This is a genomic window from Ornithinimicrobium cryptoxanthini (genome assembly GCF_023923205.1).
Classification (GTDB): Bacteria; Actinomycetota; Actinomycetes; order Actinomycetales; family Dermatophilaceae; genus Ornithinicoccus; species Ornithinicoccus cryptoxanthini.
This window is the reverse complement of record NZ_CP099490.1, coordinates 2,677,995-2,703,433: the sequence shown is the minus strand read 5'-3', so window position 1 is coordinate 2,703,433 and position 25,439 is coordinate 2,677,995. Positions and strand designations below refer to the sequence as shown.

21 protein-coding genes are annotated in these 25,439 nt (G+C 69.7%); 11 read left to right on the top strand and 10 right to left on the bottom strand.

Features of this window, described 5'->3' with window-relative positions; all coding sequences use genetic code 11:
* The first annotated feature begins 24 nt into the window (after nt 1–24).
* Entirely contained in the window at nt 25–1,848 is a 1,824-nt protein-coding gene (locus NF557_RS12445) for an alkaline phosphatase D family protein (protein WP_252619810.1), read from the top strand.
* Nucleotides 1,849–1,954: 106 nt separating this feature from the next.
* Nucleotides 1,955–3,103: a 6-phosphofructokinase gene (locus NF557_RS12440; protein WP_252619808.1), complete on the top strand. Its 1,149-nt coding sequence runs from the start codon at nt 1,955–1,957 to the stop codon at nt 3,101–3,103.
* On the opposite strand, the gene NF557_RS12435 is transcribed toward NF557_RS12440, so the two are convergent.
* Nucleotides 3,097–3,654, bottom strand: coding sequence for a hypothetical protein (locus NF557_RS12435; protein ID WP_252619806.1), 558 nt, complete (start codon nt 3,652–3,654; stop codon nt 3,097–3,099). The two genes, NF557_RS12440 and NF557_RS12435, sit on opposite strands and share 7 nt — an antisense overlap.
* Nucleotides 3,655–3,683: 29 nt before the next feature.
* Between NF557_RS12435 and mreB the strand changes: the two genes are divergently transcribed.
* The 4 genes from mreB to mrdA all read left to right on the top strand — a co-directional run bounded on the left by mreB (nt 3,684) and on the right by mrdA (nt 8,180).
* Nucleotides 3,684–4,718: a rod shape-determining protein gene (gene mreB, locus NF557_RS12430; protein ID WP_252619804.1), complete on the top strand. Its 1,035-nt coding sequence runs from the start codon at nt 3,684–3,686 to the stop codon at nt 4,716–4,718.
* A gap of 74 nt (nt 4,719–4,792) precedes the next feature.
* Complete coding sequence (gene mreC / locus NF557_RS12425) at nt 4,793–5,632, top strand: rod shape-determining protein MreC (protein ID WP_252619802.1); 840 nt, start codon at nt 4,793–4,795, stop codon at nt 5,630–5,632.
* Nucleotides 5,629–6,117, top strand: coding sequence for a rod shape-determining protein MreD (mreD, locus tag NF557_RS12420; RefSeq protein WP_252619800.1), 489 nt, complete (start codon nt 5,629–5,631; stop codon nt 6,115–6,117). The genes mreC and mreD overlap by 4 nt, the downstream gene beginning before the upstream one ends.
* Nucleotides 6,117–8,180: a penicillin-binding protein 2 gene (gene mrdA / locus NF557_RS12415; RefSeq protein ID WP_252619798.1), complete on the top strand. Its 2,064-nt coding sequence runs from the start codon at nt 6,117–6,119 to the stop codon at nt 8,178–8,180. Before mreD ends, mrdA begins: the two co-directional genes overlap by 1 nt.
* Before the next feature lie 37 nt (nt 8,181–8,217).
* Here mrdA and NF557_RS12410 read toward each other — a convergent pair whose 3' ends face one another.
* Complete coding sequence (locus NF557_RS12410) at nt 8,218–10,725, bottom strand: HNH endonuclease signature motif containing protein (protein ID WP_252619796.1); 2,508 nt, start codon at nt 10,723–10,725, stop codon at nt 8,218–8,220.
* A gap of 287 nt (nt 10,726–11,012) precedes the next feature.
* Nucleotides 11,013–11,654 carry a PepSY domain-containing protein gene (locus NF557_RS12405; protein ID WP_252619794.1) on the bottom strand — a complete coding sequence of 214 codons (642 nt, stop codon included), beginning with the start codon at nt 11,652–11,654 and terminating at the stop codon, nt 11,013–11,015.
* Between the two features lie 153 nt (nt 11,655–11,807).
* On the opposite strand from NF557_RS12405, the gene ppc reads away from it, so the two are divergent.
* Nucleotides 11,808–14,555: a phosphoenolpyruvate carboxylase gene (gene ppc / locus NF557_RS12400; RefSeq protein WP_252619792.1), complete on the top strand. Its 2,748-nt coding sequence runs from the start codon at nt 11,808–11,810 to the stop codon at nt 14,553–14,555.
* 15 nt (nt 14,556–14,570) lie between these two features.
* On the opposite strand, the gene NF557_RS12395 is transcribed toward ppc, so the two are convergent.
* Nucleotides 14,571–15,635 carry a helix-turn-helix transcriptional regulator gene (locus tag NF557_RS12395; protein ID WP_252619790.1) on the bottom strand — a complete coding sequence of 355 codons (1,065 nt, stop codon included), beginning with the start codon at nt 15,633–15,635 and terminating at the stop codon, nt 14,571–14,573.
* 75 nt (nt 15,636–15,710) lie between these two features.
* On the opposite strand from NF557_RS12395, the gene NF557_RS12390 reads away from it, so the two are divergent.
* On the top strand, nt 15,711–16,016 hold the full coding sequence (locus NF557_RS12390; RefSeq protein ID WP_252619788.1) for a hypothetical protein: 306 nt from the start codon (nt 15,711–15,713) through the stop codon (nt 16,014–16,016).
* 9 nt (nt 16,017–16,025) lie between these two features.
* Here NF557_RS12390 and NF557_RS12385 read toward each other — a convergent pair whose 3' ends face one another.
* Nucleotides 16,026–17,921, bottom strand: a complete 1,896-nt coding sequence (locus tag NF557_RS12385) for a hypothetical protein (RefSeq protein ID WP_252619786.1) — start codon at nt 17,919–17,921, stop codon at nt 16,026–16,028.
* Nucleotides 17,922–18,003: 82 nt separating this feature from the next.
* Here NF557_RS12385 and NF557_RS12380 point away from each other — a divergent pair, with 82 nt between their 5' ends.
* Entirely contained in the window at nt 18,004–18,831 is an 828-nt protein-coding gene (locus tag NF557_RS12380; protein WP_252619785.1) for an Fpg/Nei family DNA glycosylase, read from the top strand.
* A 5-nt stretch (nt 18,832–18,836) separates the two neighbouring features.
* Here the strand turns inward: NF557_RS12380 and NF557_RS12375 are convergent, their stop codons facing one another.
* Entirely contained in the window at nt 18,837–19,562 is a 726-nt protein-coding gene (locus tag NF557_RS12375) for a PIG-L deacetylase family protein (RefSeq protein ID WP_252619784.1), read from the bottom strand.
* A 184-nt stretch (nt 19,563–19,746) separates the two neighbouring features.
* Between NF557_RS12375 and rpsO the strand changes: the two genes are divergently transcribed.
* Together rpsO and NF557_RS12365 are read left to right on the top strand one after the other, a co-directional pair.
* On the top strand, nt 19,747–20,016 hold the full coding sequence (rpsO, locus tag NF557_RS12370; protein ID WP_252619783.1) for a 30S ribosomal protein S15: 270 nt from the start codon (nt 19,747–19,749) through the stop codon (nt 20,014–20,016).
* Between the two features lie 175 nt (nt 20,017–20,191).
* Nucleotides 20,192–22,768: a polyribonucleotide nucleotidyltransferase gene (locus tag NF557_RS12365; protein WP_252619782.1), complete on the top strand. Its 2,577-nt coding sequence runs from the start codon at nt 20,192–20,194 to the stop codon at nt 22,766–22,768.
* Nucleotides 22,769–22,859: 91 nt separating this feature from the next.
* Here the strand turns inward: NF557_RS12365 and NF557_RS12360 are convergent, their stop codons facing one another.
* From NF557_RS12360 to NF557_RS12345, 4 genes are all read right to left on the bottom strand, one after another.
* Entirely contained in the window at nt 22,860–23,099 is a 240-nt protein-coding gene (locus NF557_RS12360) for a helix-turn-helix domain-containing protein (RefSeq protein ID WP_252619781.1), read from the bottom strand.
* Entirely contained in the window at nt 23,099–23,707 is a 609-nt protein-coding gene (locus tag NF557_RS12355; RefSeq protein ID WP_252619780.1) for a DUF2975 domain-containing protein, read from the bottom strand. Before NF557_RS12355 ends, NF557_RS12360 begins: the two co-directional genes overlap by 1 nt.
* A gap of 115 nt (nt 23,708–23,822) precedes the next feature.
* Nucleotides 23,823–23,987 carry a hypothetical protein gene (locus NF557_RS12350; protein WP_252619779.1) on the bottom strand — a complete coding sequence of 55 codons (165 nt, stop codon included), beginning with the start codon at nt 23,985–23,987 and terminating at the stop codon, nt 23,823–23,825.
* A gap of 275 nt (nt 23,988–24,262) precedes the next feature.
* The gene (locus NF557_RS12345) at nt 24,263–25,420 is read right to left on the bottom strand and encodes a heparan-alpha-glucosaminide N-acetyltransferase domain-containing protein (RefSeq protein WP_252619777.1); all 1,158 of its coding nucleotides are present in this window, start codon (nt 25,418–25,420) and stop codon (nt 24,263–24,265) included.
* Nucleotides 25,421–25,439 lie beyond the last annotated feature (19 nt).

Here is a 25,439-nt window from a genome sequence, read left to right as displayed (position 1 = left end):
CCGCAGCCCACCAGACTGGGAGGCGTGGAGACGTTGCTCGTTCTGGGACCGATGGTGCGCCATGTCGACGGTGACAGCGCGGCCATCTGGGTCGAGACGGCCGCTGCGGGCGTGGTCACCGTCCGGCTGCCGGGGCGCGACGGGGAGCAGGGATGGCGGGCGCCCACCTTCGGCGTCCACGGTCACCACTACGCCCTGGTCGAGGTGACCGGCCTGCATCCGGGTGAGCGGTCGGCATACCAGGTGCTCCTCGATGACCAGGTGGTCTGGCCGCAGCCGGCGGACCCGTTCCCCGCGCCGCACCTGGCGACCAGCCCGCCAGGCGGCCCGGTGCGGCTGGCGTTCGGCTCGTGCCGCACCAGCGTGCCGCACGACCTGGTCCACGAGACCAGCCACGGGGTGGACGCCCTCCGCACCTACGCCCTGTCCCTGCGCGCGGGAGAGCCCGGGCCGCTCGGCGTCGAACCGGACCTGCTCCTGCTCCTGGGCGACCAGGTCTACGCCGACTCCACGAGCGCTGCGATGCGGGAGTTCATCGCCTCCCGGCGCAGCCTGCAGGAGGAACCTGGCGCGGAGCTGGCCGACTACGAGGAGTACGCCCACCTCTACCAGCTCGCCTGGACCGAGCCGCCCCTGCGCTGGCTGTTCTCCTGGCTGCCCAGCCTGATGATCTTCGACGACCATGACATCCGGGACGACTGGAACACCTCGCTGGCCTGGCGCGAGGAGATGGAGCAGACCTCCTGGTGGCACGGGCGGGTGGTCGCCGGGCTCGGGTCCTACTGGGTCTACCAGCACCTGGGCAACCTGTCGGTGTCGGCCCGGGCAGGCGACCCGCTGTGGCACGAGCTGCAGCGCCGGCAGGCCGAGCATCCCGGGCGGGAGGTCGATCTCACCGACGCGGTGGACGCCTTCGCCGAGCGGGCCGACCGGGACCCGCTGTCCTACCGGTGGTCCTACACCCACCCACTGGGAGGTTCCTCCCACCTGGTGGTGGTCGACTCCCGCGCCGCGCGCAACCTCGACCCCGAGCACCGGGCGATGCTCGACGAGGCGGAGATGTCGTGGCTGGACGAGCAGCTGACCGGTGACGTCGAGCACCTCGTGATCGGCACCTCCCTGCCCTACCTGCTCCCCCGGGGGATCCATCACCTGGAGGCCTGGGACGAGGCGGTGGTGGCCGGCGCCTGGGGCCCTCGCTGGCGTCGTCCCGGAGAGTGGCTGAGGCAGGAGCTCGACCTGGAGCACTGGGCCGCCTTCCATGCGTCCTTCGAGCGGGTGGCCGCGATGGTGACGGAGGTGGCCGACGGACGGCGGGGCACCGCGCCGGCCTCGGTGGTCTTCCTGTCCGGGGACGTGCACCACTCCTACATCACCGAGGTGGTGCGCACCGGCGGCTCCCGGATCCTGCAGCTGGTCTGCTCACCGGTCCGCAACCCGATGCCGGTGGTGATGCGAGCCGCGTTCGCGCTCGTGGCACACGGCATCGCCCGTCCGCTCGGCGCGGCGCTCGCGCGGTCCGCCCGGGTGCCCGATCCGCCCCTGCGATGGCGGGATGTCGCCGGCCCGTGGTTCGACAACAACATCGCGGTGCTCGACATCGAGGGCCAGGACCTGCGGACCGTGTGGCTGGGCGGTCGTCGAGTGCCCGGCATCGACGACGAGCCCCAGCTCGTCCTGGTCGCTGACATCGAGCTCGACGTGCCGCCCGTCGGGTCCTCGACCCATCCGGCTCGGGCACGTGTCCATCCGGACGACCGGTCTCGGGTCCGACCCAGGGCGGCGCGTGCCCTGGGGGTCGCGGCCCTGTCCCTCGCGGCCTACGCCTGGTGGCGCCGCAGCCGGTGAGAGCGTCCGGGACCCGACTCTTCTCCACGAGCCCACTCCCGTCTCGGTAGGCTCGACGGGAGGTGGCCAGAGCTGGCCACCCACTGAGGTCAGGAGGCAGGTCGACGTGCGCATCGGCATACTCACGGGGGGCGGCGACGTCCCTGGGCTCAACCCGTGCATCAAGGCGGTCGTCAATCGGGTGCACGAGGAGGGCCACGAGGTCGTGGGCATCCGCCGCGGCTGGGGCGGGCTGCTCAACACCAACCCCGACGATCCTGCCTCGGTGGCGGACCACCTGATCACTCTCGACCCCGGCGTGGTGCGCAAGGTGGATCGCAGCGGTGGGACGTTCCTGCACAGCTCGCGCACCAACCCCGGCAGGGTCAGCGCCGTGGACGTCCCCGACTTCCTGGCTGACTCGGTCAGCGGCGACGGGCCGCACGATCTGACCGCGCACGCGCTCAAGGTCATCGAGCACGCCGGCATCGACGTGCTGATCCCGATCGGTGGCGACGACACGCTCTCCTACGGTCTGCGGATGCATCAGGAGGGCGTGCCGACCATCGCCATCCCCAAGACGATGGACAACGACGTCAACGGGACCGACTACTGCATCGGCTTCTCCACGGCCGTGACGCGCGGGGTGGAGTTCATCCACAACCTGCGCACCTCGACCGGCTCGCACGAGCGGATCGCGGTCGTCGAGCTGTTCGGCCGCTACTCCGGGGAGACGTCGCTGATCACCGCCTACCTGGCTGGCGTGGACCGGGCGCTGATCCCGGAGGTGCCCTTCGACATCGACCGGGTCTGCGAACTGCTGATGGCCGACAAGGCCAAGAACCCGTCCAACTACTCGATGGTCACCATCTCGGAGGGGGCGACCCTGGCGGGCGGGGCGATGATGCTCACCGGTGAGGCCGACGCCTACGGACACCGCAAGCTGGGCGGCATCGGGCAGCTCACCGGAGAGCTGATCAAGGAGCGCACGGGCGAGGGCATCGTCTATCAGCAGGTGGGCTATCTGATGCGCTCCGGATCACCGGACTCGCTGGACCTCATGGTGGCCACGAACTATGCGGTGATGGCCGCTGACCTGGCCCTCGACGGCTCGACCGGGCGGATGGTCGCGCTGCGCAACGGCTCCTACTCCAGCGTGCCGATCTCGGTCACCGGCGAGGGGGTCAAGCGGGTCGACGTCGATGAGCTGTATGACGCGCCGCACTACCGTCCCACGGTCCGCCACGTGCGCGGCAAGCCGATGTTCCTCTACTGATCGGGTGGTGTGAGGGGCGCGGGGCGCTCGGCAGGGTGAGCCCGGGCGTGCTCCTCCTGCGCCTCGGCGCGCTCGCGCAGGTCGACGTGGAGCTGCACGCAGGCATCGCCCGCAGGGAAACCATCTGGTCGGGTGAGTCCGTGGTAGGCGTACATGTCGATCACGTGATCCGGCAGCTGCCACAGCCACGTGCCGCCGTGCTCCGTGGACTCGGTCGCCTCCGTCGGTGCGCCGTGTGCCTGCGTCAGGAGGTCGGCCAACGCATGGGCCGCGGCCATCACCTCATCGGAGGAGGACCCCCGCCACAGGAACCAGTTTGCTCCGACGAACTCGCCCCGGAAGGTGCCCCAGCCGGAGTCCGCGCTGCCCCAGCCGAGTGTCCGGGCGCGGTCCCAGTTGCCACTGAGGCCCCGCGGGGCTCGCTCGGTGGCGGTGTCCGGGTCGATCCCGTGGTGCCTCAGCCACTCCTGCGACTCCTCGGGCGTCGTGGGCCACGCGGCAGTGATCATCGCTGTCACGGTCTCGGACACCAGGCGCGGGAAGGGGTCCATGGCAGGAACCCTCGCATACGATCGACCGCGTGAGCAACGGATGGGGACTGAGCCTGCTGGGTCGTGACCTGGCCCTCGACCTGGGCTCGAGCAACACCCTGATCCACCAACAGGACCGCGGCGTCGTGCTGGACGAGCCAACCCTGGTGGCCGTCGACTCGACCAGCGGGCAGCTGGTGGCCGCAGGTCAGGACGCCGTCGAGATGCTCGGCCGCACACCGGCGTCGGTCGTGACGGTGCATCCCCTGGTCGACGGGGTGGTCACCGACGCCGACCTGACCGAGTCGATGCTGAGCCACTTCATCCAGCAGCTGCGGATCTCACGGTTGGTCCGGCCCCGGATGGTGGTGTGTGTGCCGAGCAGCGTGACCCCGGTCGAGCGCCGGGCTCTCGAGGACACCGCGATGCACTCTGGTGCGCGGCGCGTGTTCGTGCTGGAGGAGGCGATGGCCGCCGCCATCGGGGCGGGGCTGCCGGTGCACGACGCGACCGCGAGCCTCGTCGTGGACATCGGCGGCGGCACGACCGAGGTCGCCGTGATCAGTCTCGGCGGCATCGTCAACGCCCGCAGCCTGCGGGTCGGTGGTGACGAGGTGGACGAGGCGATCGTGGCCGGGGTGCGGGCCACCCACGACCTGCTCCTGGGCGAACGATCAGCCCAGGACATCAAGGTGACGATCGGCTCGGCATACCCCCTCACGGAGGAGCTGGACATGCGAGTGCGTGGCCGCGTGCTGGGCACCGGTCTGCCGCGCACGGTCACGCTGACCTCGACCGAGGTGCGCCGGATGATCGAGCCGCCGGTCCTGCAGGTTGTCGACGTCGTCAAGGCGGTGCTCGACATCTGCCCCCCCGAGCTGTCCGGCGACGTCCTCGACAACGGGATCGTGCTCACCGGTGGAGGGGCACTGCTGCGCGGCCTCGACGAGCGTCTGCGCCGCGAGCTCGGGGTGCCGGTGCGCGTGGCCGACGACCCCACCCGCGCCGTGATCCGCGGCGCCGGTGCGTGCGTCGATGACTTCGCGGCGCTCGAGCGCGTGCTGGTCGGCCCCCGCCGCAGGTAGTCCGGCACCCACAGCTGACCGAGCGCGCCCTCGTGTCTACCACGCAGCAAGGACCCTTCCGTATCATCGCGCCTGTGGACACAGGTGCTGGCGCGGGGGGAGCGCCGTCGGGGCGTGGCCGGACCGTCCTCGTCGCCGCGCTGCTGGCCCTGACCATGCTGGTGATGCTGGCCGACCTTGCCCGACCGGCTGTGACCGAGCCCCTGCGTCGTGCCTCGGCGACCGTCTTTGCCCCCGTCCAGTCGGCGATGACCGGGTGGACCGACGACCGGCTCACCGAGGTGACCCGGGAGCGTGACGCGCTCGATGCCCGTGTCAAGGAGCTGGAGGCGGAGCTGTCGACCGCTGGTCAGCTGTCGCAGCTCGAGCAGTCGGCCGCCGGGTGGGGTGGGCACCGCCTCCTGCCCGCCCGGGTGGTCGGGTTCTCCTCCGACAGCGCACCCGTCGGTGGCCGCACGGTCACCATCGATGCAGGGGAGCAGGACGGTGTCACCCGCGACCAGACAGTCATCAGTTCCGACGGGCTCGTCGGCCGGGTGGTGCGCACCGCACCCACCAGTGCCGAGGTGGTCGTCCTGGGGGGTTCGGACGTCGTCGTCGGCGTGCGCTTCGGCGCTGCTCGTGCGCTGGGCTCGGTCGACGGACGTCCCGTCCCGGGGCTGCCCGCGCGTCCACCGGGTCAGCTCACCCTGACCGCGTTGGGGGACAGCGAGATCGAGGTCGGCGATGTCGTCACCACGCTGGGCAGCCCGGACTCCATCCCGTATGTCGCGGGCATCCCGCTCGGCACTGTCGCCTCGGTCGACCCCGACGACGGACAGCTCGGTCGCACGGCCGTGGTCCGACCGTTCGTGGACGCTGACACCCTCGACTTGCTGGCCGTGGTCCTGCTCGGTGAGGAGTCCGGCTCATGAGCAGGCTACCGGCGGTGCTGACCCGCGCGGTGCTGCTGCTCGTCGCGGTGCTCGTGCCAGTCCTGTTCCCCAGCGGCATGCCGGGCCGGCCCGACCTGGTGCTCCTCGTGGTCGCGGTGGCCGCCCTGGTGCACGGGCCGTGGACCGGGGTGCTCGTCGGACTGGCCGGAGGCTGGCTGGTCGACCTGGTGCCGCCTGGCGGTGAGCCGCTAGGGGCCGGGGCGCTGAGCTATGCCTTCGCCGGGATGCTGGTCGGCCTCGCCAGGACATGGTTGCCGTGGTCGCCGTTGGTGCCGTGGGTCGCCGCGGTCGGTGGGGCCGCGGTGGTTCAGGGGATCCGTGGGCTGGTGGCTGCAGCCGGTGTCGGCGTTGCCCACCCGGCGGACCTCCTCTGGTCGGTGGCGGCCACGGCACTCTTCGCACTCCTGCTCCTGCCGCTGCTCCTCGGCGTCGAACGTGTCCTGGTGAGCCGAGGGTGGGCGTGATGCGCAGGGGCGGGCGGGCGCAGATCCGTGTCCCGCGGCCGCAGATCAGCCCGCCGGTGGCGCGTCGGCGCCGGTCGTTGCGTCCGCTCTGGGGCCTGGTTGCGGTAGCCCTCCTGCTCGGCAGCGTGCTGGCGGGTCGTCTGGTGGACCTGCAGCTGATCAACCACACAGAGCTCGCGGTCGCAGCGGCCGAGGTGAGCAGCCGCGAGATCAGCGAACCCGCACTCCGCGGGCGGATCCTGGCCACCGACGGCACCGCGTTGGTGGCCAACGACCCCACCGCCGTGGTCACCATCGACCCCGAGACGGTCCTGGAGTCCGACGACGAGGGTCGCGCCCTCATCGAGTCGGTGGCCGCCAGCCTGGACCTGCCGGTGGAGTCGCTGTGGGGGCGGACCCGGGTCTGCGGGAGCGAGGGCGCGCCACCCGCGCCCTCCTGCTTCTCCGGGTCGCCCTACCAACCGATCCCCATCGCCTTCGACGTCGACCCGGTGTCTGCCCTGGCGATTCTCGAGCGTCCCGAGGCCTTCCCCGGCGTGGCCGTCGACACCCGACCGGTCCGCACCTATCTGGCGGGGTCCATCAACGCCGCACACCTGCTGGGATATCTGGGGCGTCCCACCCAGCCGGAGGTCGACGCCGACGAGCAGCTCACCGCCCAGGACCTCGTGGGCCGGGCCGGTCTGGAGTCCAGCTATGACGCAGCGCTGCGGGGCACCCCCGGGCTGACCACGGTCACGGTGGATCCGCGGGGTGTGGTCACCGGGCAGCTCGATCACAGCGATCCGGTCAGCGGTCACGACCTGATCACCCACCTGGACCCCGACCTCCAGGCTGAGGTCGAACGCACCCTGGTGAGCACGGTGAACATCTCTCGGGCCCGTGGGTGGCCAGCGGAGTCGGCCGCCGCTGTGGTGCTTGAGGTGCGCACCGGCGGCGTGGTCGCCGCCGCCAGCCTGCCGACATACGACCCCTCGGTCTGGACCACCGGCGTGACCCAGGAGCAGTTTGACGAGCTGACCAGTGACGCCGCCGGTCAACCGCTGCGCAACCGGGTCGTGGGGGAGACCTTCCCGCCGGCCTCGACCTTCAAGGCCGTGTCCCTCCCGGCGGCGCTGGACAGCGGGGTCGACCCCGACCGGGAGTATGCCTGCCCGGCCTCGGTCAACATCGGTGGACGCCAGTTCAGCAACTTTGAGTCACAGGCGCATGGCAACCTGACGCTGCAGCAGATCATGGAGGTCTCCTGCGACACGGCCTTCTATGGGTGGGCCTATGACGAGTGGCGCAGACAGGGCGGGCTGGAGCAGGACTCGGACCTGACCGACCCGTGGGTGATCGCGGCCGAGGACTTCGGGCTCGGACGACCCACCGGCGTGGACCTGCCGGGTGAGGCGATCGGGCGGGTGCCGAGCCGGGAGTGGAAGCGTGCCTACTGGGAGGCCACCCGCGAGGAGACCTGTGCCCGCGCCGACTCGGGCTATCCGGAGGTGGCCGACCAGGAGCGGCGCGAGTTCCTCGAGCAGCTGGCGCGGGAGAACTGCGTCGACGGCTGGCAGTACCGTCCCGGCGACGCCGTCAACTTCTCGATCGGGCAGGGCGACGTCGCGGTGACGCCGCTGCAGATGGGCGTCATCTATGCTGCGATCGCCAATGGCGGGACCCTCTGGGAGCCGCAGGTGGTCGACGAGATCCGCACTCCCGCAGGCACGCTCGTGGAGGACGTCGAGCCGGTTGCAGCCGGGGACATCGGGGTGAGCCCGGAAGCGCTGGAGATCGTGCGGTCCGGGCTGCAGGGTGTCAACACGATCGGCACCGGTGCAGCGGCGTTCGCCACGTTCGACCTGGAGGCCTATCCCGTGGCAGGCAAGACTGGATCGGCCGAGAGTCTCGGCAAGAAGTCGACGGCCTGGTATGCCTCCTACGGTCCGACGACCGCACCGGAGTATGCCGTCGTGGTGGTTGTCGAGCAGGGCGGGTTCGGCGGGGAGATCGCTGCTCCAGCCGCTCGCCGGATCTGGGAGGCACTCGCGGACCGCTCAACTCCGGTCCCCGGAGAGTGAGATGGAGAGGCGTTGCCGAGGTGGCGTCGCTCTTGGGTTAGAAGGGTGGTGGGTCGTCGTGGGGGTCGGACCAGGGTCCGCGTCCGGTGCCGCCGTCGTGTTGCCCGCGGTCGTGCTGCTCCACATGGTTCGGCTGATCGGAGTCGGCGTCTGTGGGCGCGTCGTCGTGGTCCCTGCGGGTAGCCCTATGGCGCTCGTGTTCGGCTCGGGTGGTGTCGGGGGCGGGGCGGTAGGCCCGTTGTCCGTCGGGGCTGGTGTGGGTCAGGGTGATCTGGTCCCAGCCGGTGAAGTCGTCCTCGAACCCAGGACTGTCTTCGCGGGCTTCGAAGGGTGAGCCGGGGGGCCGGTAAGACAACGCCTGGTAGATCGCGGCGTCAATCGCCTCCGCCTTCGTCGCCCCGGCGGCGATCTCCTGGTCGATCTGGGTCTTCGCCGCGGTCAGCAGCTTGGTGTACTGGTTGTAATCGAAGGCCTTGGTCGTGTAGATCCGCCCCAACAACGTCGTCCAGGTGACGTCACGGTCGGCGTTGATGATCGCGTCGACGTCTTTCTTGGTCTTCTTGTCGTGGTGGGTAGTGCTCAGGGCCATCGCGTTGGCCTCACAGGTGTGGCCACCGGTGGTGCCGTACTCCTGGACGTGATCCAGCTGGGAGGTCTTGGCGGGTTTGACGCAGCCGGGAGCGCGGCAGAACCGGTCGGCGGCGATGATCTGGGCGCGCATCGCCGCATCGAAGCGGTAGGCGGTGATCGAGCGCTCTACACACCGGCCGGTGGCCGGGTCGGTCAGCAACCGGTACAGCGTCGAACCGGGCACCAGGGCCAGCTCACGCACCTGTGTCGGGGACAGGAACAGTGAGTCGCGCCCGACGATCTCACCGACACCGACATCCGGGATGCGGATCTGCTCATCGACCAAGCCGTAAGGGTCATCCTCATCGGCATCAGGGTCGTGAGGGTCGGCGTCAGCGTCGTGAGGGTCGTCAGGGTGGCTCGGGGCGTGAGCACCGGGGTCGGCGTCAGGGTGGTCAGGGTGGCTCGGGGTGTGAGCGGCGGGGTCGGGACAGGGTTGTCCCCCCAGGCCCGGACCTGGTGGGTCGCCGGAGCCTGCCGTCGCGGCGGCACCCGATGTCGTCGTGGTGGACGAGCCGGTCGCGGTGCCGCTGGCGCCGCAGGTGCAGGTGCAGGTGCAGCCCGGCCCGCCGGGACCTTCGTGACCTTCGGTGCTGTCGGTGGTGCCGCGCTGGGCGGCGAACGCTGCTGGGATCGGGGTCCCTGCGGGGTCGGTGCCGAGGAGGGTGGTGAGGGGGACGATGACGTCCAGGGTGGCGGCCGGTAGCCCGGACAGGACCCGGGCCAGCTGCTCGGACTGTTCGACGGTGACCTGGTCCGGGTCGTCGGGAATGGCCGAGAGGTCGACGGTCCCTTTCAGCAGCAACGCGGTCGCGATCGCGCACCGCAGCTGACGCTGGCTGCGTGGGTCGCCCAGTGCGCGGGCCCTACGGGCGGCGGCGTCGATCCGTTCGTTGATCGCGGTCCCTTCTAGTGGGGTGGTCCCGATCATGAAGGTGCCGGTGCCGTTCTCATCGAGCATCAGGTGGGTGTCGGCGTTGGCTTTCGCGGCGGCGTCAGCCTCTTTCTGCTTTTCGGGGTCTTGGGCGTTGACCCGGGCGATCTCGCGTTTCAGGGCCCGGTGGAACTCCTTGTGCCGCCACGGGCCACCCAGAAACGCCCCGGCAGAGTCGAGGCGTTCGGTGACCGCAGCGCCCGGGTCGGCGCCGAAGAAGCCGTTGGCGATCGCGGCCCCGTCCTCGTGGTCCATGCCGGTGCAGGCCCGGTAGTAACTGCGGACCAACCGCCAGGACGACTCCCCGATCCGCAGGCTGTGCTGGACCGGGCCGGCGACCTCAACCGCGGCGTTAGCGACCGCGACCAGGTCACGGACCTCGCCCTCACCCCACCCGATCCCTGCCTCGATGTCAGTGCGGGCCTTGGACTTCGCCCGAGAGCGCCACTTCTCTTTCTGAGAGGCCGAGAGCTCCTCTGGGCTGGTCGCGCCCTTCTCGCCCAGCAGCAACTTGCCGTGCACCCACGTCAACTGCTTCGCCGCGGACAGGACGACCGACTCCAGGTGCCCCGCGGCCGCGGTGAGGGACTCGATCGCACCCAGCAGGTCACTGCCATGCTCCAGCAACCGCGGTGCCTCCAGATGCTCCCGCCCCGCCTCGGAGCCGGATGGGCCCGCGACCGTCGCACACGCCAACGACGCACGCGTCAACGCCTCCGCCGCCTCAGCGGCCACACCCAGGTCAGCCAACGAGGCCCGCAACCGCCGCTCAGCGTCCTCTGGTGGTGTCGCGTCGGCAGGCCGCGGGGCCGCGTCGTCGGGCTGTGGTGCGTCGTCAGACAGCGGTGTCGCGGCCGCTGCCTCCGGCACGATCGGCGGCAACGGCCAGGACCCACGCCACAGCCCGCCACGACCCAGCTCCAGCCCAGGAGCAGCGCTCAACAACCGCTCCAACCGGTCGGCCAACACTTCGGTCGACATCACTACCCCCTCTCCCAGACGAACCAAGTTCTCCAACTACCCATCACTTTAGAACAGACGTCTGACAGTGGGGCGGCGGCGCTCTGACCAGGGGATTCACGCTCCTGTCCCTCAGGCGCCAACCGCGCCAACTGATGAGCGGCTTGTCCGGAGGTGATCCGCCGGGCGGGTGCCCGGCATACCAACGAGGCAAGACCCACATGAGACAGAGAGCGAGAGCCCGAACCCACAGGTGGGTTCGGGCTCTCCGGGTGTCGTGAGCCGTCAGAGACGGATCCGGTCGATGATCAGTTGTCGACCTTGAGGACCTCGCCGGTGACCGACACGAGCACGTCGACGTCGTCCTTGGCGTCGGTGTCGACGGTGACGTCCCAGCCGTGCTGGCCGTCGTCGGTCTCCAGCTCGGCGTCGTCCAGGACCCCGCCGGCCTCGTTGATGGCGATCTCGATGGCCTCGGGCAGCGTGATCGTGGCAGCGTCGAGGGCCGCGCGGTCGTCGCTGTCCAGGTCGTCATCGTCATCGGTGTTCACCACCGTGGCGCCGTCAGCGGAGACCGTGACCTCCACGGAGCGGTCGTCGACGCGAACGTCGACCTCCCAGGTGCCGTCGTCGTCCTGGTCATCGATCTCATAAGCAGTGCCACCGGTCTCGGCCTCGGCGGTCGCGATCGCGGCTAGTGCCGCGGCAGTCAGGTCGTCGGTCGCGCCGGCATCGGTGGCCGCGGCGCTGTCGTCGCCGGTGTTCTCCTCTGCAGTGTCGCTGGCGGTGGTGTCATCAGCGGTGCTGTCGGTGGTGGCCTCGCTCGAGGCCTCGCCGGCAGGCTGCCCAGCGGTGGAGATGCTGGGGGTGTCGTCGGTCCCACACGCGGCCAGTCCCAGAGCGAGAGTCAGGGCGAGTGTGGCTGTCAGGGTGCGGTTGGTCGTCTTCATGTCTCATACTCTGACAGCCCAAGGTGAGAGGCATTCTCATGAAAACTTTCTCATCGAACGGCCTCACCGCCACCCACTCAGGGCTTGCTCTAGGCACCGTTTCCCGAAGGGTCGCCGCACTCCCCTGTCCGTCCCGGTCGTTAGGCTCTCTGCGTGAGCCAGGATCCCATCAGCCCAGAACTGCGCGCCGACGTGCGCCGACTCTCAACCCTCCTAGGCCAGTCCCTGGTCCGGCACCACGGGCAGGAGCTGCTCGACCGGGTCGAGGAGGTGCGGCTGCAGACCAAGGCCGGCAAGGCCGGTGACGCCCAGGCCGCGGCGGCCGTGCGAGACCTGCTCGGCAACCTGCCGCTGGAGGTGGCCACTGACCTGGTGCGTGCCTTTGCGGAGTACTTCCACCTGGCCAACGCCGCCGAGCAGGTGCACCGGGTCCGCTCGCTGACCGACCGTGCCGAGGGGCAGGGCTGGCTGGCGAGCACGGTCGCCGCCATCGCTGAGACCGGTGGAGCCGACCTGCTGAGAAGTGCGATCAGCGAGCTGGACGTCCGTCCTGTCTTCACCGCGCACCCGACGGAAGCCAGCCGCCGCTCGGTGCTGACCAAAATCCGCCGACTCTCGGACGAGCTGGCCGTCACCACCGAGTCCGACACCGTCGCCCGGCGCCGCCAGGACCGGAGGCTCGCCGAACTGATCGACCTGATCTGGCAGACCGACGAGCTGCGCCAGAACCGGCCGACCCCGATGGACGAGGCGCGCAACGCCATGTACTACCTGGACGAGGTCCTCGCTGAGACCGTCCCGGACCTGTTGGGTGACCTTGCTGACCTCCTCGAGCAGCACGATGTGCCGATCGACCGCCGTCACCCGCCGCTGCGCTTCGGCTCCTGGATCGGCGGCGACCGCGACGGCAACCCGTTCGTCACGCCGGAGGTCACTGCCGACGTGCTCAAGCTGCAGCACCAGCACGCGGTGAAGCTGGCTCTGGGGATGATCGACATCCTCATCTCCAGCCTGTCCAACTCGACCGTCATCGTCGAGGTGGAGCCCGAGCTGGAGACCTCGCTGGCCAGGGACCTGAGCAACCTGCCGGGGCTGGACCCGCGCGTCAAGGAGCTCAACGCCGCCGAGCCCTACCGCCTCAAGCTCACCTGCATCAAGGCCAAGCTGCTCAACACCCAGCGGCGCGTGCTGGAGGCCCACCCGCACGAACCCGGTCGCGACTACGCCACCACCACCGAGCTGCTGGACGATCTCGACCTGGTCGCGGACTCGCTGCGCAAGCACGGCGGTGACCTGGTGGCTGACGGCACCCTCGCCCGCGTCACCCAGACGCTGGCCGGCAGCGGGCTGCACCTGGCGACGCTCGACGTCCGGGAGCACGCGGAGCACCACCATGCCGCGGTGGGGGAGATGCTCGACGCGGTCGGTGGTCTGGGCAAGGCGTATGCCGACGCTGACCGGAGCGAGCGGCTCGCCATCCTCTCGGCCGAGCTGGACTCTCCCCGGCCTCTGCTGACCCGTGCCGCGCCCCGGTCCCAGACCCTGGCCGTCTTTGACGCGATCTCCGATGCGATCGCAACCTATGGCCCCGAGGTCATCGAGACCTACATCATCTCGATGACCCAGGGGCCTGACGACATCCTGGCCGCCGTCGTGCTCGGCCGCGAGGCTGGGCTGCTCGATATGCACGGAGTGGCTGATGGCATCGAGGCCTTCGCGCACGTCGGGTTCGCACCGCTGCTGGAGACGGTCGACGAGCTGCGAGGTGCCGCGGAGCTTGTGGACACGCTGCTGAGTGTCCCTGCCTATCGCGAGCTCGTCCGGCTGCGCGGCGACGTGCAGGAGGTCATGCTCGGCTACTCCGACTCCAACAAGCAGGCCGGCGTGCTGACCAGCCAGTGGAGCATCCACCAGGCCCAGCGCGCGCTGCGCGACGTCGCGGCCGAGCACGGGGTGCGCCTGCGCCTGTTCCACGGGCGGGGTGGCTCGGTCGGGCGCGGTGGTGGTCCGACCTACGAGGCGATCATGGCCCAGCCGTGGGGCGTGCTCGAGGGCGAGATCAAGTTCACCGAGCAGGGTGAGGTGATCTCCGACAAGTACTCCCTGCCCGCTCTTGCCAAGGAGAACCTCGAGCTTGCCCTCGCCGCCGTGCTCCGCGCCTCGGCCCTGCACCAGGAGTCTCGCTCGACTGCCGACCAGCTGCGCCGCTGGGGCGAGGTGATGGACGCCGCCTCGGACACCGCCTTCCAGACCTATCAGGACCTGATCCAGGACCCGGACCTGCCGGCCTACTTCGTGGCAGCGACCCCGGTGGACCAGCTGGGGGCGCTCAACATCGGCTCCCGTCCGAGCAAGCGACCCGACGCGGGCAAGGGGCTGGACGGGTTGCGCGCGATCCCGTGGGTCTTCGGGTGGACCCAGACCCGGCAGATCATCCCGGGTTGGTATGGCGTGGGGTCCGGTCTGCGGGCGGTGCGCGAGGCCGGACACACCGAGACGCTGCAGGAGATGCTGGAGCAGTGGCACTTCTTCGGCGCTGTGGTCTCCAACGTCGAGATGACGGTCGCCAAGACCGACCTGGACATCGCTGCGTTGTATGTCGAGCAGCTCGTCCCGCAGGAGCTGCACCACGTCTTCAAGGACATCCGGGCCGAGTTCGACCTCACGGTCACTGAGCTGCGCGCGCTCACCGGCGAGGACGACCTGCTTGACGACCAGCCGGTCCTGAAGAGGTCCCTGGCGGTGCGCGACCAGTACCTCGACCCGATCTCCTACCTGCAGGTCGAGCTGCTGCTGCGCCTTCGCGAGGAGGGTGAGGACAGCGACCACGTGGACGAGCTGCAGCGTGCGCTGCTGATCACCGTCAACGGCGTCTCCGCGGGGCTGCGCAACACCGGCTGACCCACGCGCCCGGCCTTAGGTCAGGTTGTCCGGTGCTGACGAGGTGTCCGGGCCACCGGCGACGTGGGCCAGCAGGGTGCGGCGGTTGCGGACGCCCGTCTTGGCGAAGACCGACTTGAGGTGGTCCTGCACGGTGTGCTCAGAGATCAGCAGACGCGTCGCGACGGTGTGGGTGTCCGCCCCGCCGAGGAGCAGGCCGAGCAGCTCAGTCTCCCGTGGTGACAACCCGTGCGCGCGGGCGAAGAGGTCGGCGCGCTCCGCCAGCGTGGCTGTCTCGATCGTGACGACGATGTCGGAGTCGGCGTCGGCGCCCGGCCGCTCGCTGCCGTGGTGTGGGTGATCGGTGCCCACCCGGGCGGCACGCAGGGTGAGCCAGGCGCCGCTCGGGGAGTGAACCCGGGTGGTGGCTGGGCTCGGGTCCACGCCCGCCTCGCGGGCCAGCAGCTGGGCGCCGACGTTGTAGGCCGCGGCCGGCACCGGACTTCGCCCCGGCTCGGTCGGAAGGAGCGCCTGCAGGATCGCGGCGCTCTCAGCGGTCTGGGCACGGACCACCAGGTCCGGGGAGAGCAGGAGCACCGCCGCTCCAGCCGGCGAGCCGCCGAGGTCCGGGGTCGCGAACGTGCGGGCGGCGGCCCGTCGCAGCACCCCGGTGACGGGCCGCACCTCCCGCTCCAGCGCGCGGACCTCTGTGTCCGTGAAGCGCGCACTGTCTCCCGAGCGCCACAGGTCGAGGAAGCCCCAGGTGCCGTAGTCGTCGCGGAAGGTGAGCGAGGCGACGTCCCCGACGTCGTAGGAGGACTGGAGCTCTCGCCATACGAGGCTCAGCGCGCGGTCCCCGCCGGTGGTGCGGCGGAGTGTGGTCACCGGTTGGTCCGGGGCGGTCCACCGGTTGACCTCGGTGAGGTACTTGAGCCGGATCAGCCGGGGCAGGTCGGGGAGCGAGGGCACGTCCGCGAGCGGCGAGGCACCGACGGAGGTGACGGGGTCGGTGAGCAGCCAGACGTAGCTGTCGAACCTGACGGTATGCCGCAGGTGCCGGAGGTGCGCGGCCCGCTCCGCGCGCTCGACGGGGTGTTCCACCTTCGAAGGGTAGGGCATGGAAAACCCAACTTTTTGGGATGCCGGCCGGGGCGAACTGTCCCTAGCGTCGGGGGTATGCCTTCCCTCCACATTGAGCACCCCGTCACCGACCTCGCCACGTGGGCCGCCGCGTACGCGCGATTCGCGGACGCGCGTCGCTCCGCCGGCGTCACCGCTGAGTCGATTCGGCGACCGGTCGACGACGAGCACTATGTCGTCGTCGACCTCGAGTTCGACACCACCGAGCAGGCGCAGGCATTCCTGGGCTTTCTCCGCGCGAAGGTCTGGGGCGTTCCCGAGGCCTCGCCCGCGCTGGCCGGCAGACCCGAGGCCAGGGTCCTGCAGACAGTGCCGGCTCCGCAGGCAGCGGCCAGCGCCTGAGGCGCGCCGCTACTCCGCGGGGACCGGGACCGGGTTGCCGACCTGAGCGTCACCGAAGCAGATGTTCACGTCAGCATCGACGCCGTCGATGACGACCTCGGACCCACCGGCGACCATCGACACGAAGACCTCACCGAGCCCGGCCTTGAACTCCACCTCCTGGGAGGCCTCGCCCAGGTGGATGGTGCCGGTCGTCGGCCCGTCCGACAGGTAGCCCACGCGCACCGCCCAGCCCCAGGGATAGGCGGGATCCGTCAGCGGCACGGCCGCGCGGCCGTCGACCGGCTGCCACCCGCACAGGTCCTCCAGCGGCGCCGGCGAGGCGAAACCCTCGACACGGAACGGCTCGAAGGTGCCCTCCGGCGTCAGCATCAGGGGCGTGTCGAAGAACTCTCGGGTCGCCAGATCCGCACGCTGCTCCGGGGTGGCCACGGGAGCCACGAACCGGCTGACGTCGTTGTATTCCATGAAGAGTGGGCCCAGCAGGTTGACCGGCAGAGGGGTGTCGAAGATCTGGGCGCCTTCCGGGAGCTCGCGCAGGGATGCCTCGGTTGTCTTCACGAAGTTCTTGTAGGGGTTGGCAGCGCTGAACTCGGCGTAGCCGTTGGCGCTGTGCAGGGACAGGGCCAGCCACAGCGCGCAGGCAACACCAGCGGTCCAGGCCACGGTCGTCCGGGGGATCGCGGCCGCCCAGCGCCGCGCCTGCGGCAGCCAGGCATCCTGCTCGTCGTCGAGGGCCATCAGACACATGCCGATCACCACGACCAGAGGCACGACGGTGTCGGCGAGGTATCGGGTCTCGAGGGCGGCGAGCGGGCCGCTGTAGGCCACCCGACCGATCCCCAGCGCAGCGATAGACCCTCCGAGATAGACCAGCAGCGCGACCCAGGCTCGGCCGATCCGGCGCCGGGTGATCAGCGAGACCACGACGATGGCAGCAAAGACGATCCAGCACACCCAGTCGAACAGCCGGGGGGAGTCGACCATGGCTCCGGCATAACTGGCCGGCTGCCAGTCCCACGGGCCGCCGAGCGATCCAGGGATCATGGTCCTGAAGAGGCTGAGATAGACGAACTCACTCAGCTGCTCGAGCGACGGGACCGCCAGATTGGTGCTGGCCTCCGCCCGCGACGACCCGTCCAGGTAGATCACCAGGTAGGCCACGCTCGCCGCGGCATAGCCGGCCCAGACCACCCAGGTGCGTCTGACCAGGCCGACGATCTCGCCCACCTTGAGGGACACGGTCGGGGACAGCGCCAGGCTGAGGACCGCGATGAAGGGCAGATAGATGACGATCTTCTCGAAGCTGGCCAGTCCGAAGCAGAACCAGAACACGGCCCACACCGCGTCCTCCCACCGCCCGGACCGCAGATAGACCGCGTGGTTGGCGATCGCTCCCGCCAGGGCCGCGGTCAGCGGCAGCCAGATGATCGCCGCGGACAGCCAGGTGTAGGCCGGGATCGTCAGGGGCGTGAGGCAGTAGAGCGCGAACGGGACCAGCACCATGGCGCGACGGGTGAACAGCTCGGTGAGCATCCGCCAGACGAGGATGGCCACGAGGGCCTGGGCGACCAGCATGGCGAGCATCGCCACGGTCCAGTTCCACGGTGCCAGGTGGGTCAGCAGCCACATGAAGCCGAATCCGATCGGCTCGAAGTGGCCGGTGTGCACCCGCGTGAGGTAGTCCCAGCCCAGCTCGTGATCCATCGCCCGGCTCTGCAGCATGAAGTCGTCGGTGATGAAGAAGCTGTCGCGCAGGATGTTGTAGCGCACGGCCAGCGACAGCAGCAGGATCGCGAGGAAACCGGTGCGGATCGGGTCGCGCAGCAGCCACGGCGTCTGCTCGGCCTCGGCGGAGTGGTCGGGCTCGGCGGAGTGCTGGGGCGTCGCCTCCGTCGTCGTCATGGACGGAAGTATCCAACACTCTCGTGGCGGACCTGGCCACCACCACGCTGGTGCGGGGAAGGTGGTCTGTGACGATAGGCCCATGCCCGAGGGACACACATTGCACCGGTTGGCCGGCTCGATTGACGCTGCCTTCGGCGAGAGCACGCCACAGGTCAGCAGTCCGCAGGGGCGTTTTGCTGACGGAGCGACGCTGCTGGACGGCACCGAGCTGATGGGGTCGTGGGCGCACGGCAAGCTGCTGTTCGTCGACTTTGCCGACGAGCGCACGCTCTATGTCCATCTGGGACTGATCGGCAAGTGGTTCGTGCTCCCGCTGCCCGTGCCGGGTGAGGAGCCGGAGGTCGCCGGTGCGGTCCGGCTGCGGCTGCTGAGCGAGGAGCACGTGGCCGACCTGCGGGGCCCGATGGCCTGCCAGGTGGTCGACCCCGCTGAGGTCAGCCGGCTGGTGGGGCGCCAGGGCCCTGACCCACTGCAGCCTGACCAGGACCCGGACGTGGCCTATGCACGCATCACCGGCTCGGGGCGCTCCGTGGCCGAGCTCCTGATGGACCAGACCGTGGTGGCCGGCGTAGGCAACATCTATCGCTGCGAGGTGCTCTGGCGTCACCGGGTGCACCCCTTGCGCCCGGGGCGCACCCTGAAGCGAGCCACCTGGCAGACCATCTGGGACGACCTGGTCGCACTGATGCCCTGGGGCGTGCGGACCGGCTCGATCATCACCCTGGACGACGTGCTGGAGGACGTGCGCGCACACCTCGAAGCGGGGGATCCGGTGGAGGTGCCGCGCGAGTTCGCGGTCTATCAGCGGGCGGGGGAGCCGTGCCTACGCTGCGGGTCGCGCGTGCGCCACAGCGTCGTCGCCGGCCGCAACCTCTTCTGGTGCGGCAACTGCCAGCGCCGCACCTGAGTCAGTCAGCGACGGTTGATGAGCTGCGCGGCCCACACCTTCTCGCCATAGTCGCGCAGGTGCTCCATCCCGAGGATCTGCGTCAGCAGCTCGCGGGGCGACGGGAAGTCGGGCCCGAGCCCCTTGTTGTAGAGCTGGTGTGCCTCGAGCGAAGCGACACCCTCGTCGAAGGTCTCCGTGACGTCGACGAAGTGCGTCGGCTGGGTGGACGCGGCGATGGCGACATGGCGACACCCGCCCCAGGGCTCCAGCCCCTCGCCGATCAGCTCGGGGAAGATCCAGCGGTTGCCCGCGTCGGCGCACGCATCCACCGTGGCCATCCCCACCGCCCGGTGGTCGGCCTGGTTGACAAAGCCGCCGGGATAGAACATCTCGAACGAACCCACCACGACGAGTTCGGGCTTGACCCGGCGGATCTGCGCCGCGATCGCCCGGCGCAGGGGCAGGCCGTACTCCACGGTGCCGTCGGTGAACTCGTCCAGGAAGTCGACCCGGTCCACACCGACCTCCGCGGCGCCGTCGCGCTCCTCCTGGGCGCGCGCCGGAGCCGCCTCCTCCGGCGGCATGCCGTCGATCCCGGCCTCGCCGCGGGTCACGAGCAGATAGCTGACGTCCTTGCCGGCGGCGGTCCAGCCGGCGACCACCGCGGCGGTGCCGTACTCGAGATCATCTGGATGGGCCGCCACACAGAGCGCGGTCTGCCAGTCATCGGGGAACTGGGTGAGCGTCATACAATGAAGTCTGCCGCAGATGCGAGCGGGTGGACAGACCGGTGGCTGGTGACCCCGGCCGGCGCGATTCGTGCCGGGAGGCACCGCGCTGATAGATTAGCCCTCGCCGTACGACCGGCCGCGGATCCAGAGAGCCCTGGTGGACAAGCCCAGGAGCGCCGCGCAATGAACCAAGGAGATGCCAATGCCATTGGACACTGCTGTGAAGAAGCAGATCATGGAGGAGTACGCCACCGTCGAGGGTGACACCGGCTCTCCCGAGGTGCAGATCGCGATGCTCACGCAGCGCATCACTGACCTCACCGAGCACTCGCGCCAGCACAAGCACGACCACCACAGCCGTCGTGGCCTGCTGCTGCTCGTCGGTCGTCGCAAGCGCCTGCTGAAGTACCTCGAGGCCACCGACATCGAGCGCTACCGCGCGCTGATCAAGCGTCTCGGCCTGCGCCGCTGAAGTTTCGCAGGGGAGCGGCTCCCATCCCGGGAGCCGCTCTTTTGCGTATGACGGGCCAGTCCCGTCCGACGGGCATGGTCCCGTCACCGTGGGGTCACGTGCCTCACCCAAGATGGAAACAGCCGGGCACAACGACGATGCTCCGAGCTGCTGAGAGAGAGAAAAGGAGGACCCGATGGAGGGTCCAGAGATCACATTTGCCGAAGCCGTCATTGACAACGGTTCGTTCGGCACCCGCACCGTCCGGTTCGAGACCGGGCGTCTGGCCAAGCAGGCCGGCGGATCCGTCACCGCCTACCTCGATGACGACACCATGCTGCTGTCCACCACCACGGCCAGCAAGCACCCGAAGGACCACTTCGACTTCTTCCCCCTGACGGTGGACGTCGAGGAGCGCATGTATGCCGCGGGCAAGATCCCGGGCAGCTTCTTCCGCCGCGAGGGTCGCCCGTCCACGGACGCGATCCTGACCTGCCGCCTGATCGACCGTCCGCTGCGCCCGACCTTCGCCAAGGGCCTGCGCAACGAGGTCCAGGTGGTCATCACCGTCCTGTCCCTGAACCCGGACCACCAGTACGACGTGCTGGCGATCAACGCCGCGTCGCTGTCCACCCAGATCTCGGGCCTGCCCTTCAGCGGCCCGATCGGTGGCGTGCGCGTCTCGCTGATCGACGACCAGTGGGTCGCCTTCCCGAACTTCAGTGACGCCGCGCGCTCGACCTTCGACATGGTCGTGGCCGGCCGCGTCGTGGGCACCGACGACTCCGGCAACGACGACGTCGCGATCATGATGGTCGAGGCCGAGTCCACCGAGGCCACCTGGGACCTGGTCAACACCATGGGCAAGACCGCTCCGACCGAGGAGATCGTCGCCCAAGGTCTCGAGGCAGCCAAGGGCTTCATCGCCACCTTGTGCAAGGCGCAGTCCGAGCTGGCCGGCAACGCCGCCAAGGAGGTGCAGGAGTTCCCGCGATTCCTGGACTACGAGGACGACGCCTACGCCGCCGTCGAGTCCGAGGTCCTGACCGACCTGACCGCCGCGCTGCAGATCGCTGGCAAGCAGGAGCGCGAGGACCGCATCTCCGAGATCAAGACGGCCGCCAAGGGCACCCTCCTCGGGCTGCACTGGGACGCTGCCGGTGACTCCGACGTGAAGCCGGACGCGCCGTTCGCCGGTCGCGACAAGGAGATCGACGCGGCCTACCGCGCCGTGCAGAAGAAGCTGATCCGCGAGCGGATCATCAAGGAGAAGGTCCGCATCGACGGCCGTGGCCTGGCCGACATCCGCGCGCTGAGCGCCGAGGTCGAGGTCATCCCGCGCGCCCACGGCTCGGCCATCTTCGAGCGCGGCGAGACCCAGATCATGGGTGTCACCACACTCAACATGCTGCGCATGGAGCAGCAGCTGGACACCCTGTCGCCCGTGACGCGCAAGCGTTACATGCACAACTACAACTTCCCCCCCTACAGCACCGGTGAGACCGGTCGCGTGGGCTCCCCGAAGCGTCGCGAGATCGGCCACGGTGCGCTCGCCGAGCGTGCCCTCATGCCGGTCCTGCCGACCCGCGAGGAGTTCCCCTATGCGATCCGCCAGGTCTCCGAGGCCCTGAGCTCCAACGGCTCGACCTCGATGGGCTCGGTCTGCGCGTCCACGATGTCGCTGCTCAACGCCGGTGTGCCGCTGCGCGCCCCGGTCGCGGGCATCGCGATGGGCCTGGTCTCGGTGGAGGTCGACGGCGAGACGCAGTATGCCGCCCTGACCGACATCCTCGGGGCTGAGGACGCCTTCGGTGACATGGACTTCAAGGTCGCCGGCACGCGGGAGTTCGTCACCGCCATCCAGCTCGACACCAAGCTGGACGGCATCCCCGCCTCCGTGCTCGGTGGCGCGCTGACCCAGGCGCACGACGCCCGTCTGCACATCCTGGACGTCATGAACGAGGCCATCGACGTGCCGGACGAGATGAGCCCCTATGCTCCTCGCGTCATCGCGGTCAAGGTCCCCGTCGACAAGATCGGTGAGGTCATCGGCCCGAAGGGCAAGATGATCAACCAGATCCAGGAGGACACCGGCGCCGACATCTCGATCGAGGACGACGGCACCGTCTATATCGGCGCCACCGACGGTCCCTCGGCCGAGGCTGCTCGCGCGGCGGTCAACGCGATCGCCAACCCGCAGATGCCCGAGATCGGCGAGCGCTTCCTGGGCACCGTCGTGAAGACGACGACCTTCGGTGCGTTCATCTCGCTGCTCCCGGGCAAGGACGGGCTGCTGCACATCTCCGAGATCCGCAAGCTCGTCGGCGGCAGGCGCATCGACGCCGTCGAGGATGTCATGTCCGTGGGCCAGAAGGTGCAGGTCGAGCTCAAGGAGGTCGACCCGCGCGGCAAGCTCTCGCTGGCCGCGGTCGTCGCCGACAACGGCGACGCCGAGGACGACGCTCCGGTGGCGGACGAGGCTTCTTCGGTCGAGGCACCTGCCGCTGAGGCTCCGGCCGAGGTGGACACCACTCCCGCCGCCCCGGCACACGTGCCGGCCGCACCGGAGGACGCCGACGAGGCGACCGACGCCGACGAGGCGACCGACGGTGAGGGGACGACCGGTGGTGAGGTCGCGAGCGAGGGTGACGAGTCCGAGGGCGAGGAGTCCGAGGGCCGCGACCGTCCGCGTCGCAACCGCCGCCGCCGCGGTGGCCGCGGTCGCGGTGGCAACGAGGGTTCCCACGACGGTGGGAACGCCGACAACGCCTGATCGCTGACCCGCGCCGTTCACATGGCGCGAGATCGGCAGTGGCCGGGTCCCCGTCTGGGGGCCCGGCCACGTCGTTGTTGGGTCGACCAGATCAGCGGGGGCGCAGACCGAGCACGTCCCCCGGCTCACACTCGAGGACGTCGCAGATCGCCGTCAGCGTCGAGAACCGCACCGCCTTGGCGCGGTTGTTCTTCAGGACCGACAGGTTGACCACCGTGACCCCGACTCGTTCGGCGAGCTCGGTCAGCGTCATGTCGCGGTCGGTCAGGAGGGCGTCCAGGCGCGACACGATCCGGTGGCCGTCGCGGTCCTCGACCTCTGCCGGCGTCATCAGACGAGTCCCTCGACGTCCTCGGCCAGCTGGGTGCCCCGACGGAAGAACTCGGCGAGACACAGCAGGAGCAGGCCGATGCCGACGAACGCCAGTGGCAGTGACGCACTCGCCACGAGCGGGCTGCCGTCCCCCAGGAGCTCCTGACCGTCCATCGCCAGGGCCATCGTGCCGACGGTGTCGGCCATCCCCGCCACCACGCCCCCGAAGAGCACGATCAGAGCGGCGGTCATCAGCCGTCGCGCGTTGCGACGATGGAAGGGCGTGCCGGTCCGCAGGGACCTGACGACCAGGAGGAGGCAGTATGCCGCGCCGGTCACCACCGCGGTCCCCAACACCAGTGGCGCCGCCACCAGCAGCACCTGACCGGTGGTCGCCTCGGTCAGCGTGAGCTCCCCCTCGGTCGTCGCGAGAGTGGCGCCGCTCGCAGAGCCCAGAGGCTGCTCGGTGAGAGCGACCGGGACCGCGACCTCGCGGTCGGTGAAGAGAGTGATGAGGGTGACGGCGCCGAAGACTATTGCCAGCAGCATCACCGCCACCAGCAGACCCTCGAGCATGATCTGGCTGGGACGGTCCCACCCGGTGACGCGATGGACTCTGGTCGACATTGGACTCTCCTATCGATGATCGATGTTATCGATAAACATAACCATCGATAATCGATGTGTCAAGAGTCACGAGAGAGGCCGCCCGATCGGGCGGCCTCTCCGCTGGTGAAGAGTGTCAGGCGGCGCTGTGCCTGCGGCGGCCGTGCTGGCGCCTCGACTGGACGTGCCAGCGCATCTCCATGTGGATGCGGCCGTCGGAGTCGGGGACCGCGACCCAGCTCAAGACCGGTCCCTGCTTGCTCTTGTCCTTGATGCTGTGGACCTTGACCATGGTGGTCACCTCGCGTTCATCTACTGTTCACCCAGACTACCCCAGAACGCCATAAAGAACCAGTCTCCGGCAACTACTGATGCTCACGAGGCCTATGTGACTCATGAGGTGAACGACAGGTGAACACGACGTGGATTGTGCGCTGGCCAGGCGTCGGTGGCGGCAGGGTCGGCAGTCAGCTGGCGGCACCCTGCCGGATGGCGCGGTCGAGGAAGCTGATGATGCGGGGGTGATTGAGGCGCTGACTCAGTTCGTCCATGAGGGTGACTGGAGTGACACAGGAGTCAGCGCGGTGGCCGGACCGCGGCCTCACTCAGCAGCGAGACGAGCCGCTCGAGGGGTCCTCGCTGTCGGGCCAGCGCGAAGCCCGCACCCACGACCAGGACGCCGACCAGGTGCCAGCGCACATCCAGGACCCAGATGTCCGGGCCCGCCAGGGCGTCGGCGCGACCGGCCGCCACGACCGTGACGTGCGCGGCATACAGGGTCAGGGTCATCGTGCCGGCGCCGGCCACCACCTGCAGCCACCGTTGGTGGCGCCGGAGCGCCTCGGCCACCATCAGGGACGCGCCGATGACCAGCATCGAGGTGCCGACGGTGTGCGTGAGGTCGACGATCGACCCGCTGTGCGGCGACCACACCCACAGCCACGACCAGGAGCCGGTGGGGGTGGTTCCATACAGCCCGGTCCGCATCACCTGCTCGAGGTCGGCCCAGTTTGAGACGGGCTCCCACCGGTCATAGGTGTCCAGGAGGGCTGCCCGCACAGACTCGCTGCGGGTGGCATAGCGAGCGGTGGCCAGCGCGAGCACGGCCACCCAGGCGCCGGTGACGAACAGGCGCCGCCGCGCCCACGTGCCGCGCAGGTCTAGGCGGCCGATCGCCATACCGGCAAACAGGTAGGTCGCCCAGGTGAGCACCGGGTAGTAGCCAGTCACCAGCACCTCGGAGAGCAGCTGCAGTGGGTGCGCGAAGGACGCGGGGTCGGGCACGTCGAAGGTGCTCTCCGGCAGGTGTGGCCGCAGCGCCAGGCTGGCGATCGGAGAGGCCAGACCCCAGGCGAGGGCGAGTATGCCGAGACGCCCGGCGGACCAGGTCAACACCGGCACCGCGACCAGGAACAGCACGCCGTAGTAGGTGAGGATGACGGCCAGCCCGGATGACAGGACCCCGAGGAAGAGACCGATGACGGCGATCGCCAGTGCTCGCACCACCAGCGCGAGGCGGTGGTCACGTGCGCCGCGCGCCGGCCGGGCTCGGGTCACCAGCACGATCGAGACCCCGGCGAGGACCGCAAAGAGCGCGGACGAGCGACCGGCGGTGATCTGGAACCAGGTGTTCACTCCGCCGGGCCCGTCGCCGGTGGAGCTGACCAGGTGTGCGGTGATCATCCCCAGCAGCGCGAGGCAGCGGGCCAGGTCGATGCCGACGATGCGTCCCATGGCGTTAGAGATCTCCCAT